Consider the following 15,763-nt stretch of genomic DNA (forward strand, 5'->3'; position numbering starts at 1 on the left):
TCAAAATTTTAAATTGCAAAGAAAATAAAATAAACTTATAAAATACGGAAGGTCTTATTGTGATAATCAATGAGGCCTTCTTTTTTTAGTTTCGAAAGTTCACGAGATAGGGAAGAGCGATTTAAGTTCATAAACTGTGCCAGCTCGCTAATGTTAAAATCGATTGTAAAATATTTTGACTTCCTCTTGCGTGCCTCACTAGAAAGAAAATATAAAATTTTGGCACGAGATGAAGGCAGACTAAGTAGGTTTAACTTGTCACGCATAAATAAATTTTTCCCAGCCAAGATTTTTATGAGATTGTCTTGGACCTTGATAAGAGACCTTGAGTCTGATGACTTGTAGGCCTTGTAGTCAAAGAAAACAACCTCTGAATCACAAGCTGCCACAACAGATAAAGGGATCTCCCCCACATCTTTAATTAGGACTGACTCGGCAAAGAGGGCTGGGCCAGTTAACTTTGACAAGATTGCCTTGTTGCCAAAGACGTCTTCAAGAGACAAGTCCACTTGACCCCTTAAAAGTATTCCAAAATAATTTATCTCATCCCCAATAGTAAAAATAATTTCTTTAGCCTCATAAGTTTTCACATCTGACAAATATTTTTCTATTTCTATTAATTCTTCATCATCAAGACCCTTAAAGAGGGCCAGATTTTTTAAAGTTTCAATGTCTTTCATGTCACACCTCTCCTATATTTTAGCATTTTTAATATAATTATCATAAATTAATTATAATGATTGAAGAAATGATTGTTAAATGTTAAACTATCCTTATAGAGTGATGAGGAGGATATATGAAAGTTACTATTTGTATGGGTGCTAGATGCACTCTTATGGGAGCTAATGCTATTTATGATGCAGTAGAGTACTTACAAGATCATTTGTGCGGACCAGAGTCCGAACTATGTTCTGCTGAAAACTTAGAAGTTGAATTTGCACATTGTCTAAACTATTGCAAGATTCACAACAACGAAGCATCACCTGTTGTCATCGTAGACGACGAGATAATGCTAAAGGCTACTGCACAAGAAGTTAGTGCAAAAATAATTGATAAATTAAGAATATAAGTAATAAGGGGAAACGATGAAAGAAATTTATGGAACACTTGTCGACATCAGAAGAAAAGTTTTTGCTGAAGTTGCAAGAATTGCCTACAATGATTTAGATATATCTGCCCTAGAAGAGTCCAGTTACAAGATAGTACCTGGCGAAGTGGCAAGATATAGATCTGATATCTTTAGAGAAAGGGCAGTTGTCGACGAAAGACTTAGACTAGCAATGGGGCTAGATGTTAGAGAGATTGGCGTATTTAAAAATGTGACTGACGGTTTTGACAAGGTTGATATTGATACAAATGCTTACGAGAAACCACTAATAAATGTTATAAAGTTTGGTTGCGAAGCTTGTCCAACTAAGGCTTATTATACAACAGATAACTGCAGGAAATGTCTTGCACACCCTTGTATAAATGTTTGTCCTGTAAATGCCATTTCAATGGGTAAAGATAGAACAATTATCGACAAAGATAAATGTGTAAGATGTGGAAGATGCCATGACGCTTGTCCATATTCTGCAATAGTGAAGTACGAAAGGCCATGTGCAGCTGCTTGTGGGGTAGATGCCATTTCATCAGACGAATTTGGCAGAGCAGAAATAAATCATGACAAGTGCGTAGCTTGCGGGAGATGTATAGCAGAATGTCCTTTTGGAGCAATCTCAGATAAGACACAAATCTTCCAACTTATAAAAGCAATCAAATCAGGCAAGAGAGTATATGGAGCCATAGCACCATCCTACATAGGACAATTTGGTGCCAACGTAAGTGCAGAACAAATAATAGAAGCAATAAAACAACTTGGTTTCGAAGACGTACTTGAAGTTGCCCTTGGAGCCGACTTAACAACTCTACACGAAGCAAAAGAATATCTAGAAAGAGTGCCAGAAGAGATCCCATTCATGGGTACAAGCTGTTGCTTCTCATGGACCCTCATGATAAGAAATGAATTCCCAGAATTCTTTGAACAAGTATCAGACTCAGGCTCACCAATGAGATACACAGCCAACCACATAAAGGCACAGGACCCAGATGCAGTAGTAGTATTCATAGGGCCTTGTACATCAAAGAAGCTTGAAGCCATAGATACAAAAGTAAAATCAGACGTAGACTTCGTAATAACTTTTGAAGAACTAATGGGAATGTTCGTAGCAAAGAACATAGAACCATCAGAAATAAAAGTAGAAAAAGTTGTAGATGACGGATCAGCCCTTGGTAGAGGTTACCCAATAGCAGGTGGAGTTGCCGAGTCAGTAAAGGTAGTGGCAGAAAAACTTGCACCAGAAAAAGACATCCACATCCAAGGAGCACATACCCTAGCAGAATGTAAGAAGATGTTAAAAATCGCAAAGGCAGGCAAGCTTAACGGCTACCTACTAGAAGGTATGGCATGCCCTGGTGGATGTGTAGCAGGTGTGGGAACAATAGCTTCAGTAAACAGAGTTAAGAAGCAAATTGAAAAATTCAAGAAGGACTCAGCTTATCCAACTCCACTTGAAAATGTCCACATAGAAAAAGAAAGAGAAAGTATTTAAGAAAAATCCCCATAAATATTGACAAGATAGACTTTATAGTCTAAAATATATGTCATGTTTAAAAAGCCCCGGAATAATTTTTAAACTATTTAGGAGGAAAATTCATTGAAAAGCTACATGGCTAAAGCAAATGAAATTGAAAGAAAATGGTATGTTATCGACGCCGAAGGTAAAGTCCTTGGTAGATTAGCATCAGAAATTGCAAGTGTTTTAAGAGGAAAGAGAAAACCTATCTTTACACCACATGTGGACTGTGGAGACTTTGTTATTGTAATCAATGCAGACAAGGTTGTATTGACAGGCAACAAACTAAACCAAAAAATTCACGCATATCACACTGGATACCCAGGTGGAAGAAAAGAAATTGTATACGCTGAAATGATGGAAAAGAGACCAGAAAAAGTTATCGAACTAGCAGTTAAGGGAATGCTTCCTAAGAACAGACTAGGCAGAAAGATGATCAAAAAACTTAAAGTTTACACTGGTAGCGAACACCCACACGCAGCACAAGCACCTGAAGTTTATGAATTTTAATTGGAGGTAAGAATGGAAACTATACAATACAGAGGTACTGGAAGAAGAAAAAAATCCATCGCCCAAGTTAGACTTCTACCTGGCAATGGAAAATTTATTATCAACGGTAAAGATATCGAAGAATACTTTAACTTTGAAACACTAAGAATAGTTGCAAAAGAACCACTAGAACTTACAGAAACAGGAGCATCTTTTGATGTAATCGTAAAAGTAATCGGTGGAGGATACTCAGGACAAGCAGGAGCTGTTAGACACGGCGTAGCTAGAGCCCTACTAGAAGTGGATCCTGAATACAGATCAGTTCTTAAAAAAGCAGGATATCTAACAAGAGATCCAAGAATGAAGGAAAGAAAGAAATACGGTCTTAAAAAGGCTAGAAAATCTCCTCAATTCTCAAAAAGATAATATTATCGTTTATACGAGAACCCTTGCAAGAGGGTTCTTATTTTTTGTTTAAAATTTCTTTATAGATTTGTAGCTAGCAGACATTTGCTAAGAATCGAAGTTCGCTTTGCTTCTTCTCTTCGGCAAATGATTGCAGCTGACCTACCAGCAATTTGTTTCACAAATTGCTGGTAGGTCAAGCATGTCTGCTCTTGACTAACATTATTTGCTAATTCAGGAGTTTTTGTAAGTCGTAAATTCTTATAAACTTGTAAAAATTTGTTAAGTCGTAAAAGTTTATTAAGTTGTAAAAGCTTATTAAGTTGTAATTATTTATGAAGCAGTAAATAATTATAAACTTGCAAAACTATATTAAGTAATAATAAATTATAAAAATTTTTAGGGACCCTTTGAGGTCCTTATTTTTATTGGCCAATTCTTTACTCTTACTTCTACACTTTAGTCTGTATTTGTTGTATAATATCTAAAACTAAAAGGGAGGAAATTATGAAGAAGTTCAAAAGAATTTTAGTTGCTAATCGTGGAGAGATTGCCATTAGAATTTTCAGGGCAGCAAGAGAAATGGGGATTCGCTCAGTTGCCATTTATTCTGAAGAGGATAGGCTGGCACTCTTTAGGACTAAGGCTGACGAGTCTTATGAGATTGGCAAGGGGAAGTCACCTCTTGATGCCTACCTAGACATTGACGAGATAATTAGTCTTGCAAAGAAGAAGGGCGTTGATGCCATCCACCCTGGCTACGGATTTTTGTCAGAAAATCCTGAGTTCGCAAGGAAGTGTAGAGAAGAGGGAATTACTTTTATTGGACCAAGCCCAGAGGTTATGGAAAAGCTTGGGGACAAGATCACTTCAAAGATTGTTGCAAAGGAAGCTGGTGTTGCAACTATTCCTGGAATTGAAAAACCTATTCGCAATGAGGAAGAGGCTCTTCTCTTTGCAAGGTCTTGTGGCTATCCTGTTATGATTAAGGCTGCTGCTGGTGGTGGCGGTAGGGGCATGAGGATTGCCCAGAGCCAAGAGGAACTTTTGGATAAGTTTCAATCTGCCAAGAACGAAGCGAAAAAAGCCTTTGGCGATGATTCCATGTTTATTGAAAAGTATCTTCACAAGCCAAAGCATATTGAGGTGCAAATTTTGGGAGACGAGTATGGAAATATTGTTCACCTTTATGAAAGGGACTGTTCTATCCAAAGACGTCACCAAAAGGTTATTGAATACACTCCAGCCTTTTCTCTTCCAGTGGAACTTAGGGAAGAAATTTGCCAAGACGCCCTAAAGATTGCAAGGTCTATTGGCTATTCTAACGCAGGTACTGTTGAATTTTTAGTTGACTCCAAGGGAGACCATTATTTTATAGAGGTTAATCCAAGGGTCCAAGTTGAGCACACTATTACAGAAATGTGCACTGATATTGATATTGTTCAGTCGCAAATTCTCGTTGCCATGGGCTACAGGCTTGACAGTGAGGAAATTGGAATCAGGGGTCAAGATGCCATTGACCACAGGGGTTTTTCTATCCAATGTCGTGTTACAACAGAAGATCCTCTCAACAACTTTATGCCAGACACTGGGCAAATTAATTTATACAGGTCATCTTCTGGTTTTGGGGTAAGACTTGACGGTGGCAACGGCTTTACTGGTGCAGTGATTTCGCCTTATTATGACTCTCTTCTTGTAAAGGTAATTACCGAGGCAAGGACTTGGAAGGATGCCATAAGAAAGGCAAAGAGGTCTCTTTCTGAACTAAAGGTTGGTGGAGTTAAGACTAACATTGGCTTCTTGTTAAATGTTTTAAACACCAAAGAGTTTGAAGAGGGAACTTGCGACACAGGTTTTATTGAAGAGCATCCAGAGTTGTTCGAGATTAAATCCTCTAAGGACAAGGAACTTAGGCTCATGAAAATTATTGGAGAGAGGGTTGTCAATGACACTAAGACTCTTGAGAAAAATTTTGATGTTCCACAAGTTCCAGATTTTGAGAGAAAGAACTTCAGGGGTTACAAGCAAATTTTTGATGAGCTGGGACCTGATGGAATTAAAGATCACATCTTAAGGGAAAAGAAGCTCCTCTTAACTGATACCACTATGCGTGATGCCCACCAATCTCTTATGGCTACAAGGATGAGGACTATTGACCTTGTGAAGATTGCTGAGGCTATGAACTACAACATGGATAAATTATTCTCTGTAGAAATGTGGGGCGGGGCAACCTTTGATGTTGCTTACAGGTTCCTCCACGAAGATCCATGGGAAAGGTTGAGGCTCCTTCGTGAAAGGATGCCAAATATGCTTTTGCAAATGTTAATTCGTGGCAACAACACAGTGGGTTACAAAAATTATCCAGACAATGTGGTTGTAAAGTTCATCAAGGAGTCTGCAAAAAATGGTGTTGACCTCTTTAGGGTATTTGATTCACTTAACTGGCTTGATGGTATGAGGCTTTCCATTGACCAAGTTCTTGAAAATGGAAAAATCGCTGAGGCGACAATGTGCTACACTGGGGACATACTTGACGAGAAGAGGGACAAGTATTCTATTAAGTATTATGTTGACTTTGCAAAAGAACTTGAAAGGACTGGTGCACAAATTCTTGGCATCAAGGACATGTCAGGTCTATTAAAACCTTACGCAGCTAAGAAGTTAATCAAGAACTTAAAGGAAGAAGTGGGTCTTCCAATCCACCTTCACACTCACGACACAACTGGCAACGGGGTTGCAACAATCTTGCAGGCAACTGAAGCTGGGGTTGATATTGTTGACACAGCAGTTAACTCCATGAGTGGACTAACTTCCCAACCTGCCCTTAACTCAGTTGTAGCTGCCCTTAAGAACACTGAAAGGGATACAGAAATAGATTTAGATAAGGTAGAGGACATTTCAAAATATTGGGCTGCAGTTAGACCAGTTTACTCAAACTTTGAATCTGATTTGAAGTCAGGTACTACAGAAATTTATAAGTATGAAATTCCTGGAGGCCAATATTCAAACCTAAAGCCACAAGTTGAGTCCTTTGGACTTGGTCACAAGTTTAAGGATGTTAAGGAAATGTACAAGCGTGTCAACGAAATGGTGGGCGACATTGTCAAAGTAACTCCTTCATCAAAAATGGTTGGGGACTTTGCAATTTTTATGGTGCAAAATGAGCTCACTCCAGAAAATATTTTGGAAAAGGGTAAAAACTTAGACTATCCTGACTCTGTCATGACTTACTTTAGGGGAATGATGGGTCAACCTTATGGAGGCTTCCCTAAAGACTTACAAGAAATGATTCTTAAGGGAGAAAGTCCAATTACAAAAAGACCTGGAGAACTTTTAGAAGATGAGGACTTTGATAAAATTAAAAGGCATTTGGAAGACAAGGGAATAAGTCCAAGTGAAGAAGATATAATTTCTTCAGCCCTATATCCAAAGGTCTTTGATGACTACCTTGACTATATAAAAGAAAATGGGGAAGTGACAAGAATTGGGTCAGACGTATTCTTCCATGGACTAATGGAAGGCGAGTCAACAGAAATTTCTCTTGAAGAAGGCAAGACTTTAATTGTAACTTTAATTGAAGTTGGAAAACTATTAGAAGATGGAACAAGAAACTTAACTTTTGAAATAAATGGATCAAGAAGGACTATTAAGATCAAGGACGAAACTGTAAAGGCAGGAGAAAGTCTCGGAGAAGAAAAAATTTATGCCGATCCAAAGAATGAAAGGGAAGTTGGTTCATCAATACCGGGCAAGATTGTAAAAGTTCTTGTTGCTGAAGGCGACGAAGTTAAAAAGGGAGACAGCCTCTTTGTGGCTGAAGCCATGAAGATGGAAACAAATATTGTCGCAAACATTGATGGAAAAGTTAAAGACATCAGGGTAAGAGAAGGCGACATGGTGGAAAGTGGCCAGCTATTATTGTGCTTTGAATAAAAAATTTTCTCTGGGGTAATTTATTATTAGCTTATGAAATTTATAAAGGAAGTGTGAAATGAAAAAGTTATACAGGTCGAGAAATGATAGGTTTTTTGCAGGAGTTTGTGGCGGGATAGCAAAGTATCTTGGCATCGACTCTACACTTGTGAGACTTATAACTTTTCTGTTAATTGTGCCAGGAGGACTTAGCATTTGGGTCTACATTGCCCTTGCTATTATTATTCCAAGCGAACCAATCGGGAGAATAGATGAGTCCTATGGCGAAAAGTTTTCTGATCCATTCAAAGATAGTTACGGAAATTATAGGGATGAGTACGAAAGACAAAAGAAGAATGACGAAGATTTTTATTGAGAGAGGGGTCCAAGGGGACCTCTTTTTTAATGCTCATAAGCTGGCAAATATTTCTGTATAATCTCTCCATTACTTGATACAATATTGTCGAGGTGTTTTAATTGATTAGTCTTGAAGGTCTTGTGGAGAAAATAATTTTTAGAAATGAAGACAACGGCTACACTGTTGCAAAAATAATTTCAAGTGATGGCGACCTTGTAGTTGTTGGATCGGCCACAATTTTTAAAGAAAACTTAAAATACAAATTTACTGGGGACTTCACCTACCACAATAAGTATGGAGACCAGTTTGCCTTTACAGACCTTGAAGAAGTTATGCCTGAGGGGGAAGCTGCCATTGTTTCCTATCTATCTTCTGCCATGATCCCCCACGTTGGAGAAAAAATGGCTGAAAGAATTGTTGATGAGTTTAAGGACCAGACTCTTGATGTTATAGAAAATCATCCTGAAAGGCTCCTATCTATTAAGGGCATCGGGAAGAAAAAATACAGGGACATCAAGGAAGTCCTGGACAAGCAGTATGCCATGAGGAAGATCTTCCTTCACTTCTCCAAGTACAATCTTCCAGCTTCTGTGATTTTAAAAATCTACAAGGAGTATGGGGATGAGTCCATAGATCTTGTAATGAAAAATCCCTACGACTTGATAGGAAGAGTGAGGGGACTGGGCTTCAAGAAGGCGGATGAAATTGCTGAGTCCATTGGAATCGCAAAGGACTCTGACTTTAGGAGGCTGGCTGGACTTAAGTACGCCCTTATGCTTGCCAATAGGGATGGTCACACTTACTTGCCCCTTGACAAGTTAATCAAGGCAGGAGAAAAAATTCTTGGGACAAGCTTTGAGGACCCAGATGAGATTGCAAGGACTCTAACTCTTGAGAAAAACTTTTTTGTTGAGAGAGATGGAGAAGACTACAACTGCTACATAGCTAGATACTTGGCAGCAGAAAATTATGTTGCAGGCAAGTTAATTGAATTAAATAATTCCTTTGATGAAAATTTTGATATTGATGAAAAAATTAAAAATACTGAAAAATTTAGAAATATTGAACTTTCAAAAACTCAGAGAAGGGCAGTCAAGGACGCCATCAACAAGGGTGTCTTTGTCATAACTGGAGGACCGGGAACAGGTAAGACCACAACCCTAAAGGTCTTAATAGATATTTTTGAGTCCATGGACAAGGAGATAAAGTTGGCTGCTCCAACGGGAAGGGCTGCCAAGAGGATGAAGGAACAAACAGGAAGAGATGCCTTCACCATCCACAAGCTCCTTGAGATTGGTTTTGGCGGCGACTTTGCCAATGTGGAAGAGCTTGAGTGTGACGTCTTAATTCTTGATGAGGTTTCCATGGTGGACATCCTCTTAATGGAAACTCTCTTAAAGTCCATTGAGTCCCCAACTCGCTTGATCCTAGTTGGCGATAAGGACCAACTTCCATCTGTTGGCCCTGGTAATGTCTTGGCAGATATTTTGGAATCAGGAGTTATTGAGTCAGTCAACCTTGAAGAAATTTTTAGGCAGTCTGAAGAGTCCATGATTGTAAAAAATGCCCACTTGATCAACAAGGGGGAGGCTCCAATCTTAAATCGTGGAGACTTCTTTATGATTTCTGAAAGGGGAGAGGCCAAGGGACTTGAAATTATTAAGGACCTTGTGAAGACTAGGTTGCCAAATTATTTTAATGTGAGCCAGGCTGACGTCCAAGTCCTAACTCCAACTAAGAAGGGGGTCCATGGGACAGAAAACTTGAACCTTGCCCTCCAAGACCACTTAAATGACAGCGACGAATTTATAGAAGTCCTTGGCAAAAAATTTAAGTTAGGGGATAGGGTCCTACAGACAAAAAATAATTATGAGTTGGAATCCAAAATAGAAAATGAATTTTATGATGACAAGCAAAAGGGAGTCTTTAACGGAGACCTTGGTTATATTTCAAAAATTGACAAGGAAAATAAAAAGCTAACAGTTGTCTTTGATGACGTGAGAAGTGTTGAATACAAGTCTGATAATCTTGATGAGCTTGCCCTTGCCTATGCCATGACCATCCACAAGTCTCAGGGAAGTGAGTTCCCCGTAGTTGTTATTCCAATTTACAGGGCTGCTCCAATGCTCTTAACAAGAAATTTGATTTACACAGCTATAACGAGAGCATCAAAGGCAGTTGTCCTTGTGGGCATAAGCGACTATCTCATGAAGATGATTGAAAACAATAGGACTCGCAAGAGGTATTCCAAGCTTGAGAAAAAGTTGAGGGACCAAGATGAAATTAAAAGAGGATAAGTGCCCCTTATGTGGGAGAGTGGTTGAAGACTATGGCCTTTGTCACGAGTGCATAAGTCTAATAAATAAGGACCCAGCCTACTATTATGACGTTGAGGGTCTTGATGACTTAATAGTTTCTTCCACTTACTCTGGCATTATGAGGAGGCTCATTATTGATTTTAAATTTAAGGGAAAGCTTTCTTATGGAGAAATAATTTCTGAAATCATGACGGAAAAGATTTTGGAGAAAAACTTAAAGGACCAAGTCATAGCCTATGTCCCCATGCACAGGAAGAAGGAAGGGGAAAGAGGCTACAACCAGTCCAAGATTTTGGCGGAGAAAATTGCAAGGAACTTGGACCTGCCCTGCCAGGATGTCTTTGAAAAAGTTATAGATACCAAATTTCAAGTTGGCTTAAAGAAGTTTGACCGTGAAGAGAACCTACGAGATGCCTTTGAAGTGAAAAATTATGCTGAAGAGATAATTATCGTTGATGACGTAATAACAACTGGGGCAACAATATCTGAACTCACAAAAATTGCCAAGAAGGCAGGCATAAAAAAAGTGACTGCACTAATTGCAGCCACAGAAATTGCTTAGCCTTGTAAATTTTTAAAGATTGAATCATGTCTTGGCCAGTTGTTAAGACTTTTAAAGTTCCTCATGGAGTAGAGGGTGGAGTTTATCTCTGCTCCAACTAAAGTTATAGTTGATAGGAGGTAGAGCCAAATCAAAAAGACTATGATACCTCCAAGAGATCCATAAGTTATGGAATACTTGCCGAAGCTGGATACATAAAAGTTAAATCCTGATGAGGCAATTATTAGGCCAAGGGTTGCGAAGATTGAACCTGGCAAGACGGACTTTATTGTAATCATATTTTCTCTAGACTTTGATGGAGAAAATTTGTACAAGAGGATAAAGGTAATAAGCATGTAGGCAAGGGGAATTGCATTTTTTGCAATGGACCAAATCTTGTCGAAGGATGCATTCTCAATCCCCAGGTAGGACATGATGTTTACATAAATAATTTGTCCAAAGATTTGTGTGAGGACAAGAAGAAAAATCATGAGGATTAGGGCTAGGGTAAAGAAGAGGGCCATTAGCCTTTGAGCTAGGAAGCCTCTTGACTCAACAAAGCCATAGGATTGATTTATTATCTTCATGAGCTTAAAGACTGCAGTTGATGCAGTGAAAAGACCTGCCACGAAGGAGATTGTTAAAAAGGATCCCGATGATGACATGTGAAGCTCATTTAAAAAGTTTCTTATAATTTCTTGGATTTCACCAGGAAGGACATCGAGAAGTCCGTAAAGATATTCTGGATCAAGAATCCCTGAAAAATTAATAGCATTGATTAATGATATTAAGAAGGGGAAGATGGATAATATTAAAAAATATGTTAGACTTCCTCCATAAGATAGGGTGTCGTGGTCCAAGACCCTGTAAATTAGTTTATCAAAAAAAGTAAAGGCCTTTTTGTCTTTGACCTTATCTATAAAATTATTCATATTTTCTTTAACACCTCTTGAGTATTATATAGTAAATGTCATATGATAACAAATCATTAAATGATAAAATAGGATTAGGTGATACTATGAACTACAATATATTAGTTTGCGACGACGAGAGAGATATCTTAGACGCAATAAAAATTTATTTGAAAGCCGAGGGCTACAAGGTCTTCACAGCAGAAGATGGGGCTAGAGCTCTTGAAATTATTAAGGAGAATGAAATTCACCTTTCGATCATTGACATAATGATGCCTGTTATGGATGGAATTACCCTCATAATGAAGATGAGGGAGAAGACAAATATTCCAATAATTGTTTTATCGGCTAAGGGTGAAGTCACAGATAAGATTGTGGGCCTAAATGTTGGAGCCGACGATTACATCACTAAGCCCTTTAATGCAGTTGAGCTTACAGCGAGAGTCAACTCTCTAATAAGAAGGTATTTTTCTCTTGGTGCATCAGACATAAAGACTGGAGACTTAAAAATTGGCAGAGTTTCAATTTTTGACGACTCAAAGGAAGTTCGTGTTGAAGATGATATTGCTAACCTAACTCCTTATGAATACAAGATTCTTTACTTGCTTGCAAAAAATCCTGGGAGAGTTTTTTCTTCTAATGAGATCTATGAAAGAGTCTGGGAAGAAGAAGCTATTGATGTTAGAAAAATAATTTCTGTTCATATTTCCCACTTGCGTGACAAGATTGAAATCAATCCAAGGAAGCCTGACCTAATTAAATCTGTCTATGGGATGGGCTATAAGATTGAGGTCAAGTAATGTTATCTGATTTTAAAGTTTTTATGAGAGACCTATTTCTCGATTTAATGGACAGGGTCTTTCTTGAAAATATTTTTGTGTCTTCAGTAATTATTTTTGAGCTCTTTAACATCAACAAGCACTTTATCCTAGCGTGGACTGTAACTTTAATCTTTGCCCTCTTAAAGATCAAGAGGAAGAAACTCTTGGATACAATTTTTACCTACAACCTCTACAAGTATAGGCGTTTTAAAAATTTCAGACTCTTTGGGACCTTGAATGTTACTCTGATAATTATGTACATAATTTTTTACAGCTTGATAAAAAGTGATATAGTCCTTTTAAACGTCCTACTCTTTATGATCCTAAGGGCGGTTATTATTGTGGAAGTTCAGTTTGCTCAAAATGCTCTTTCCATTGAGCTCATAGAATCCATCCTCTATGGCTATGAATTTGAAATCCCAAGCCCCTTTGAGAATGAATACCTGGACAAGATTACTGTCTTAATGGAAGACTTTAAGGTCCGTGACAGGTTAAGGCTGGAAGAAAACTTTAGGTCCGAGAGGTTTAAGGTTGATTTGATTACAAATATTTCTCACGACTTAAAGACTCCTCTCACTTCTATAATAAATTACGCCGACCTCTTGTCTAAGAAGGAAGTCCTTGATGACGAGGCGAAGAATTTTGTTGCAATACTAAAGAGGAACTCAACGAGGTTAAAGGACTTAATCGTTGACTTGGTCTTTGCATCCAAGACAAGCACGGGCAACCTTTCTATTGAGAAGTCCTTAGTTGAATTAAACGAGATGATTTTACAAATCTATGGAGACTACGACTCCCTCTTCGAGAAGAGGGACTTGGAATTCTCTTACAAGTCAGCAAGTGATGAAATTTTAATTTACACTGACGTCAATCTCTTTGTGAGGATAGTGGAAAACTTATTTTCCAATGCAGCCAAGCACGCAAGACCTGGCACAAGAGTCCTCGCTGGTGTAATAGAAAGAGAGTCAACCATAGAATTTTATGTGAAGAACATAGTAGATGAAAAACTAAATATGAATTCTGATGAACTTTTTGAAGAACTCTTAAAGGCTGACAGGTCACGACACTCTGAGGGATCAGGACTTGGTCTTAACATAGTGAAGAACTTGGCAGAGCTTCTCGGTGGAGAAGTCAAGGTGTCAATCCACGGTCAGTGGTTCGAGGTCCACGTCCTCCTCTTAAGGGATTCTGATTGACTATATTTTATTGACAAAGTTTTTAAATTGAAATAAAATAAAAAGAAACCACAGGTTTTTCATAATGGCAATTTTAATTAATTGCCATTTTTTTGTTTTTATTTTTAATAGGGGGAAGTATGATAGAAGAATTTGGGATAAAAAGTTTTAACAAGAAGAAGATGAAGGAATCACTACCCTATCCAATCTACTTAAAGTGGAAGGATGCACTAAGAAACGAAAAAGACCTAGACAGGGAGACAGCAGATGCCATTGCCCACGCCATGAAGGACTGGGCTTTAAAAAATGGTGCAACGCACTTTGCCCACTGGTTCTTGCCACTCTCTGGTCACACTGCAAAGAAGCACGAGGCCTTTATATCTAGGACCTCTGACAACGAACCAATTAATAGGTTCTCTGGCAAGGAGCTTGTCAAGGGAGAGCCTGACGCATCATCCTTCCCATCTGGAGGTATGAGGTCAACCTTTGAAGCAAGAGGTTATACTTATTGGGACCTTACAGCAAATTCCTTTGTAATTGGAAGTGTCTTATACATCCCAACTATTTTTATGTCCTACAAGGGAGAAAAACTTGATAAGAGGGGTCCACTCATTGACTCCACAAAAATCTTAAGCGAAGAAGGAACAAAGGTTGTTAACTTATTTGAAAAGGACGAGTATGCCTACAGGATGAGGGTCAAGGTTGGACTTGAACAAGAATTTTTCTTACTTGATAAGGAAGTCTACAAGAAGAGAAGCGATCTTAAAAATATTGGAAGGACCATTGTTGGTGCTCCATCTCCAAAGGGGCAAGAGCTATCAGACCATTACTTTGGTCAAATCCCTGCAAGGGTAGAAAAATTTTATAAGGACGTAGACAAAAAACTTTACGAGCTTGGAATTTATTCTGAAGCTGAGCACAACGAAGTTGCCCCAAATCAATTTGAAATGGCAATCCTATTCGAAAATGTAAATGTGGCAATAGATGACAATCAACTTTTGATGAATATCTTAAAGGAAACTGCCCTAGAAAATAATTTGGTATGCCTCTTCCATGAAAAACCCTTTAATAGTGTAAATGGATCTGGCAAGCACAACAATTATTCCATTGTCACAAACTATGGACTAAATGTCTTTGACCCAGGCGATGACCCTTACAATAACAATGTATTTTTATTATTTACTGCAGCGATTATCGAAGCTACAGACAAGTACCAAAGTCTTTTGAGGGTAAGTGCATCATCAACTTCCAACGACTTTAGGCTGGGAGCAGACGAAGCACCTCCAGCAATTATTTCCCTCTTCCTTGGATCTGACTTAGAAGAATTATTTAGGGACATTAAGGAAGACATCGAATACAAAAAAGATTCTGACAATAGCTTTAGGGGCTACAACCTCTTAAGTGTTCCTAGGGACTCAAGCGACAGAAACAGGACAGCTGCTGTTGCCTTTACTGGTAACAAGTTCGAATTTAGGATGCTTGGCTCATCTAAGACTGGGTCTGATTTAAACATTGCATTAAATTGTGCCATGGCAGACTCTCTTGCAAATATTTATGAAAAGTTAAAGGACTTCCAAGATGATCCTAATAAGTTAAGGGAAAAAACTCTTGGAATTGTAAGAGAAATTATGGAAAACCACGACAGGATAATTTGCGATGGCGATAATTATTCTGATGATTGGAAGGAAGAAGCTAAGAGAAGGGGACTTGCCAACCACAAGACTTATTTTGATGCCCTAGTTTCTTTGAGGGACTTTGACTTCCACGACATTTTCATCAAGAGGGGAATTTATACAGAAAAGGAAATCAAGGCTTCCTATGAGGTAAACCTTGAAGAAGTTGTAATTTATCAAAGTCTTGAGGCCAAGACTATGGTCTCAATGATTCACAAGGACCTAGTTCCTATGGGGATGGCTGAATTAAATGACCTATCTCAAATTTTAAAATTCAAAAACAATGAAAAACTAAGGATTAAGTATGATAGAATAGACAAGATGATTACGGACTTACTTGAATGTGGAGATGAAATCAATCTTCTCCTTGATCATTCAAATAATATAGATGACATATACAAAAAGGCAGAGTATGTTGAGAGAAATATTGCCACTAAGCTCCTTACAACAAGAAGGATAGCAGACCAAATGGAAAGATTAATCTCAAGAAAGAATATGACTTTGCCATCTTACGAAGATATTTTTAATTCATTAAGCTAGGAGGA

Annotated in this window: 13 protein-coding genes; 11 read left to right on the forward strand and 2 right to left on the reverse strand. The window is 38.2% G+C overall.

Annotated features, from left to right (window positions below):
• Positions 1–35: 35 nt before the first annotated feature.
• Complete coding sequence (locus ACWPVO_RS06060; protein ID WP_454207250.1) at positions 36–680, reverse strand: Crp/Fnr family transcriptional regulator; 645 nt, start codon at positions 678–680, stop codon at positions 36–38.
• Between the two features lie 116 nt (positions 681–796).
• Between ACWPVO_RS06060 and ACWPVO_RS06065 the strand changes: the two genes are divergently transcribed.
• The 8 genes from ACWPVO_RS06065 to ACWPVO_RS06100 all read left to right on the forward strand — a co-directional run bounded on the left by ACWPVO_RS06065 (position 797) and on the right by ACWPVO_RS06100 (position 10,659).
• Positions 797–1,069, forward strand: a complete 273-nt coding sequence (locus ACWPVO_RS06065) for an NAD(P)H-dependent oxidoreductase subunit E (protein ID WP_005957852.1) — start codon at positions 797–799, stop codon at positions 1,067–1,069.
• A 16-nt stretch (positions 1,070–1,085) separates the two neighbouring features.
• Positions 1,086–2,591 carry a 4Fe-4S dicluster domain-containing protein gene (locus tag ACWPVO_RS06070; RefSeq protein WP_454207252.1) on the forward strand — a complete coding sequence of 502 codons (1,506 nt, stop codon included), beginning with the start codon at positions 1,086–1,088 and terminating at the stop codon, positions 2,589–2,591.
• Between the two features lie 105 nt (positions 2,592–2,696).
• Positions 2,697–3,125, forward strand: a complete 429-nt coding sequence (gene rplM, locus ACWPVO_RS06075) for a 50S ribosomal protein L13 (RefSeq protein ID WP_060799316.1) — start codon at positions 2,697–2,699, stop codon at positions 3,123–3,125.
• Between the two features lie 12 nt (positions 3,126–3,137).
• Complete coding sequence (gene rpsI / locus ACWPVO_RS06080) at positions 3,138–3,530, forward strand: 30S ribosomal protein S9 (protein WP_454207255.1); 393 nt, start codon at positions 3,138–3,140, stop codon at positions 3,528–3,530.
• 486 nt (positions 3,531–4,016) lie between these two features.
• Positions 4,017–7,442 carry a pyruvate carboxylase gene (locus ACWPVO_RS06085; protein WP_454207257.1) on the forward strand — a complete coding sequence of 1,142 codons (3,426 nt, stop codon included), beginning with the start codon at positions 4,017–4,019 and terminating at the stop codon, positions 7,440–7,442.
• 58 nt (positions 7,443–7,500) lie between these two features.
• Positions 7,501–7,797 carry a PspC domain-containing protein gene (locus tag ACWPVO_RS06090; protein ID WP_005957865.1) on the forward strand — a complete coding sequence of 99 codons (297 nt, stop codon included), beginning with the start codon at positions 7,501–7,503 and terminating at the stop codon, positions 7,795–7,797.
• Between the two features lie 101 nt (positions 7,798–7,898).
• On the forward strand, positions 7,899–10,076 hold the full coding sequence (gene recD2, locus ACWPVO_RS06095) for an SF1B family DNA helicase RecD2 (protein WP_454207260.1): 2,178 nt from the start codon (positions 7,899–7,901) through the stop codon (positions 10,074–10,076).
• Positions 10,057–10,659 carry a ComF family protein gene (locus ACWPVO_RS06100; protein ID WP_454207262.1) on the forward strand — a complete coding sequence of 201 codons (603 nt, stop codon included), beginning with the start codon at positions 10,057–10,059 and terminating at the stop codon, positions 10,657–10,659. Before recD2 ends, ACWPVO_RS06100 begins: the two co-directional genes overlap by 20 nt.
• Here the strand turns inward: ACWPVO_RS06100 and ACWPVO_RS06105 are convergent.
• Positions 10,656–11,570 carry a YihY/virulence factor BrkB family protein gene (locus ACWPVO_RS06105; RefSeq protein WP_060799751.1) on the reverse strand — a complete coding sequence of 305 codons (915 nt, stop codon included), beginning with the start codon at positions 11,568–11,570 and terminating at the stop codon, positions 10,656–10,658. The genes ACWPVO_RS06100 and ACWPVO_RS06105 overlap by 4 nt on opposite strands.
• A gap of 86 nt (positions 11,571–11,656) precedes the next feature.
• Here ACWPVO_RS06105 and ACWPVO_RS06110 point away from each other — a divergent pair, with 86 nt between their 5' ends.
• The 3 genes from ACWPVO_RS06110 to ACWPVO_RS06120 all read left to right on the forward strand — a co-directional run bounded on the left by ACWPVO_RS06110 (position 11,657) and on the right by ACWPVO_RS06120 (position 15,758).
• Positions 11,657–12,349, forward strand: coding sequence for a response regulator transcription factor (locus tag ACWPVO_RS06110; RefSeq protein WP_454207264.1), 693 nt, complete (start codon positions 11,657–11,659; stop codon positions 12,347–12,349).
• Between the two features lie 23 nt (positions 12,350–12,372).
• Positions 12,373–13,566 (forward strand): sensor histidine kinase, encoded by a 1,194-nt coding sequence (locus ACWPVO_RS06115; protein ID WP_454207266.1) that lies wholly within the window; start codon positions 12,373–12,375, stop codon positions 13,564–13,566.
• Between the two features lie 119 nt (positions 13,567–13,685).
• Complete coding sequence (locus tag ACWPVO_RS06120) at positions 13,686–15,758, forward strand: glutamine synthetase III (RefSeq protein WP_454207268.1); 2,073 nt, start codon at positions 13,686–13,688, stop codon at positions 15,756–15,758.
• Positions 15,759–15,763 lie beyond the last annotated feature (5 nt).

Source organism: Peptoniphilus sp. Marseille-Q6390, assembly GCF_965119475.1.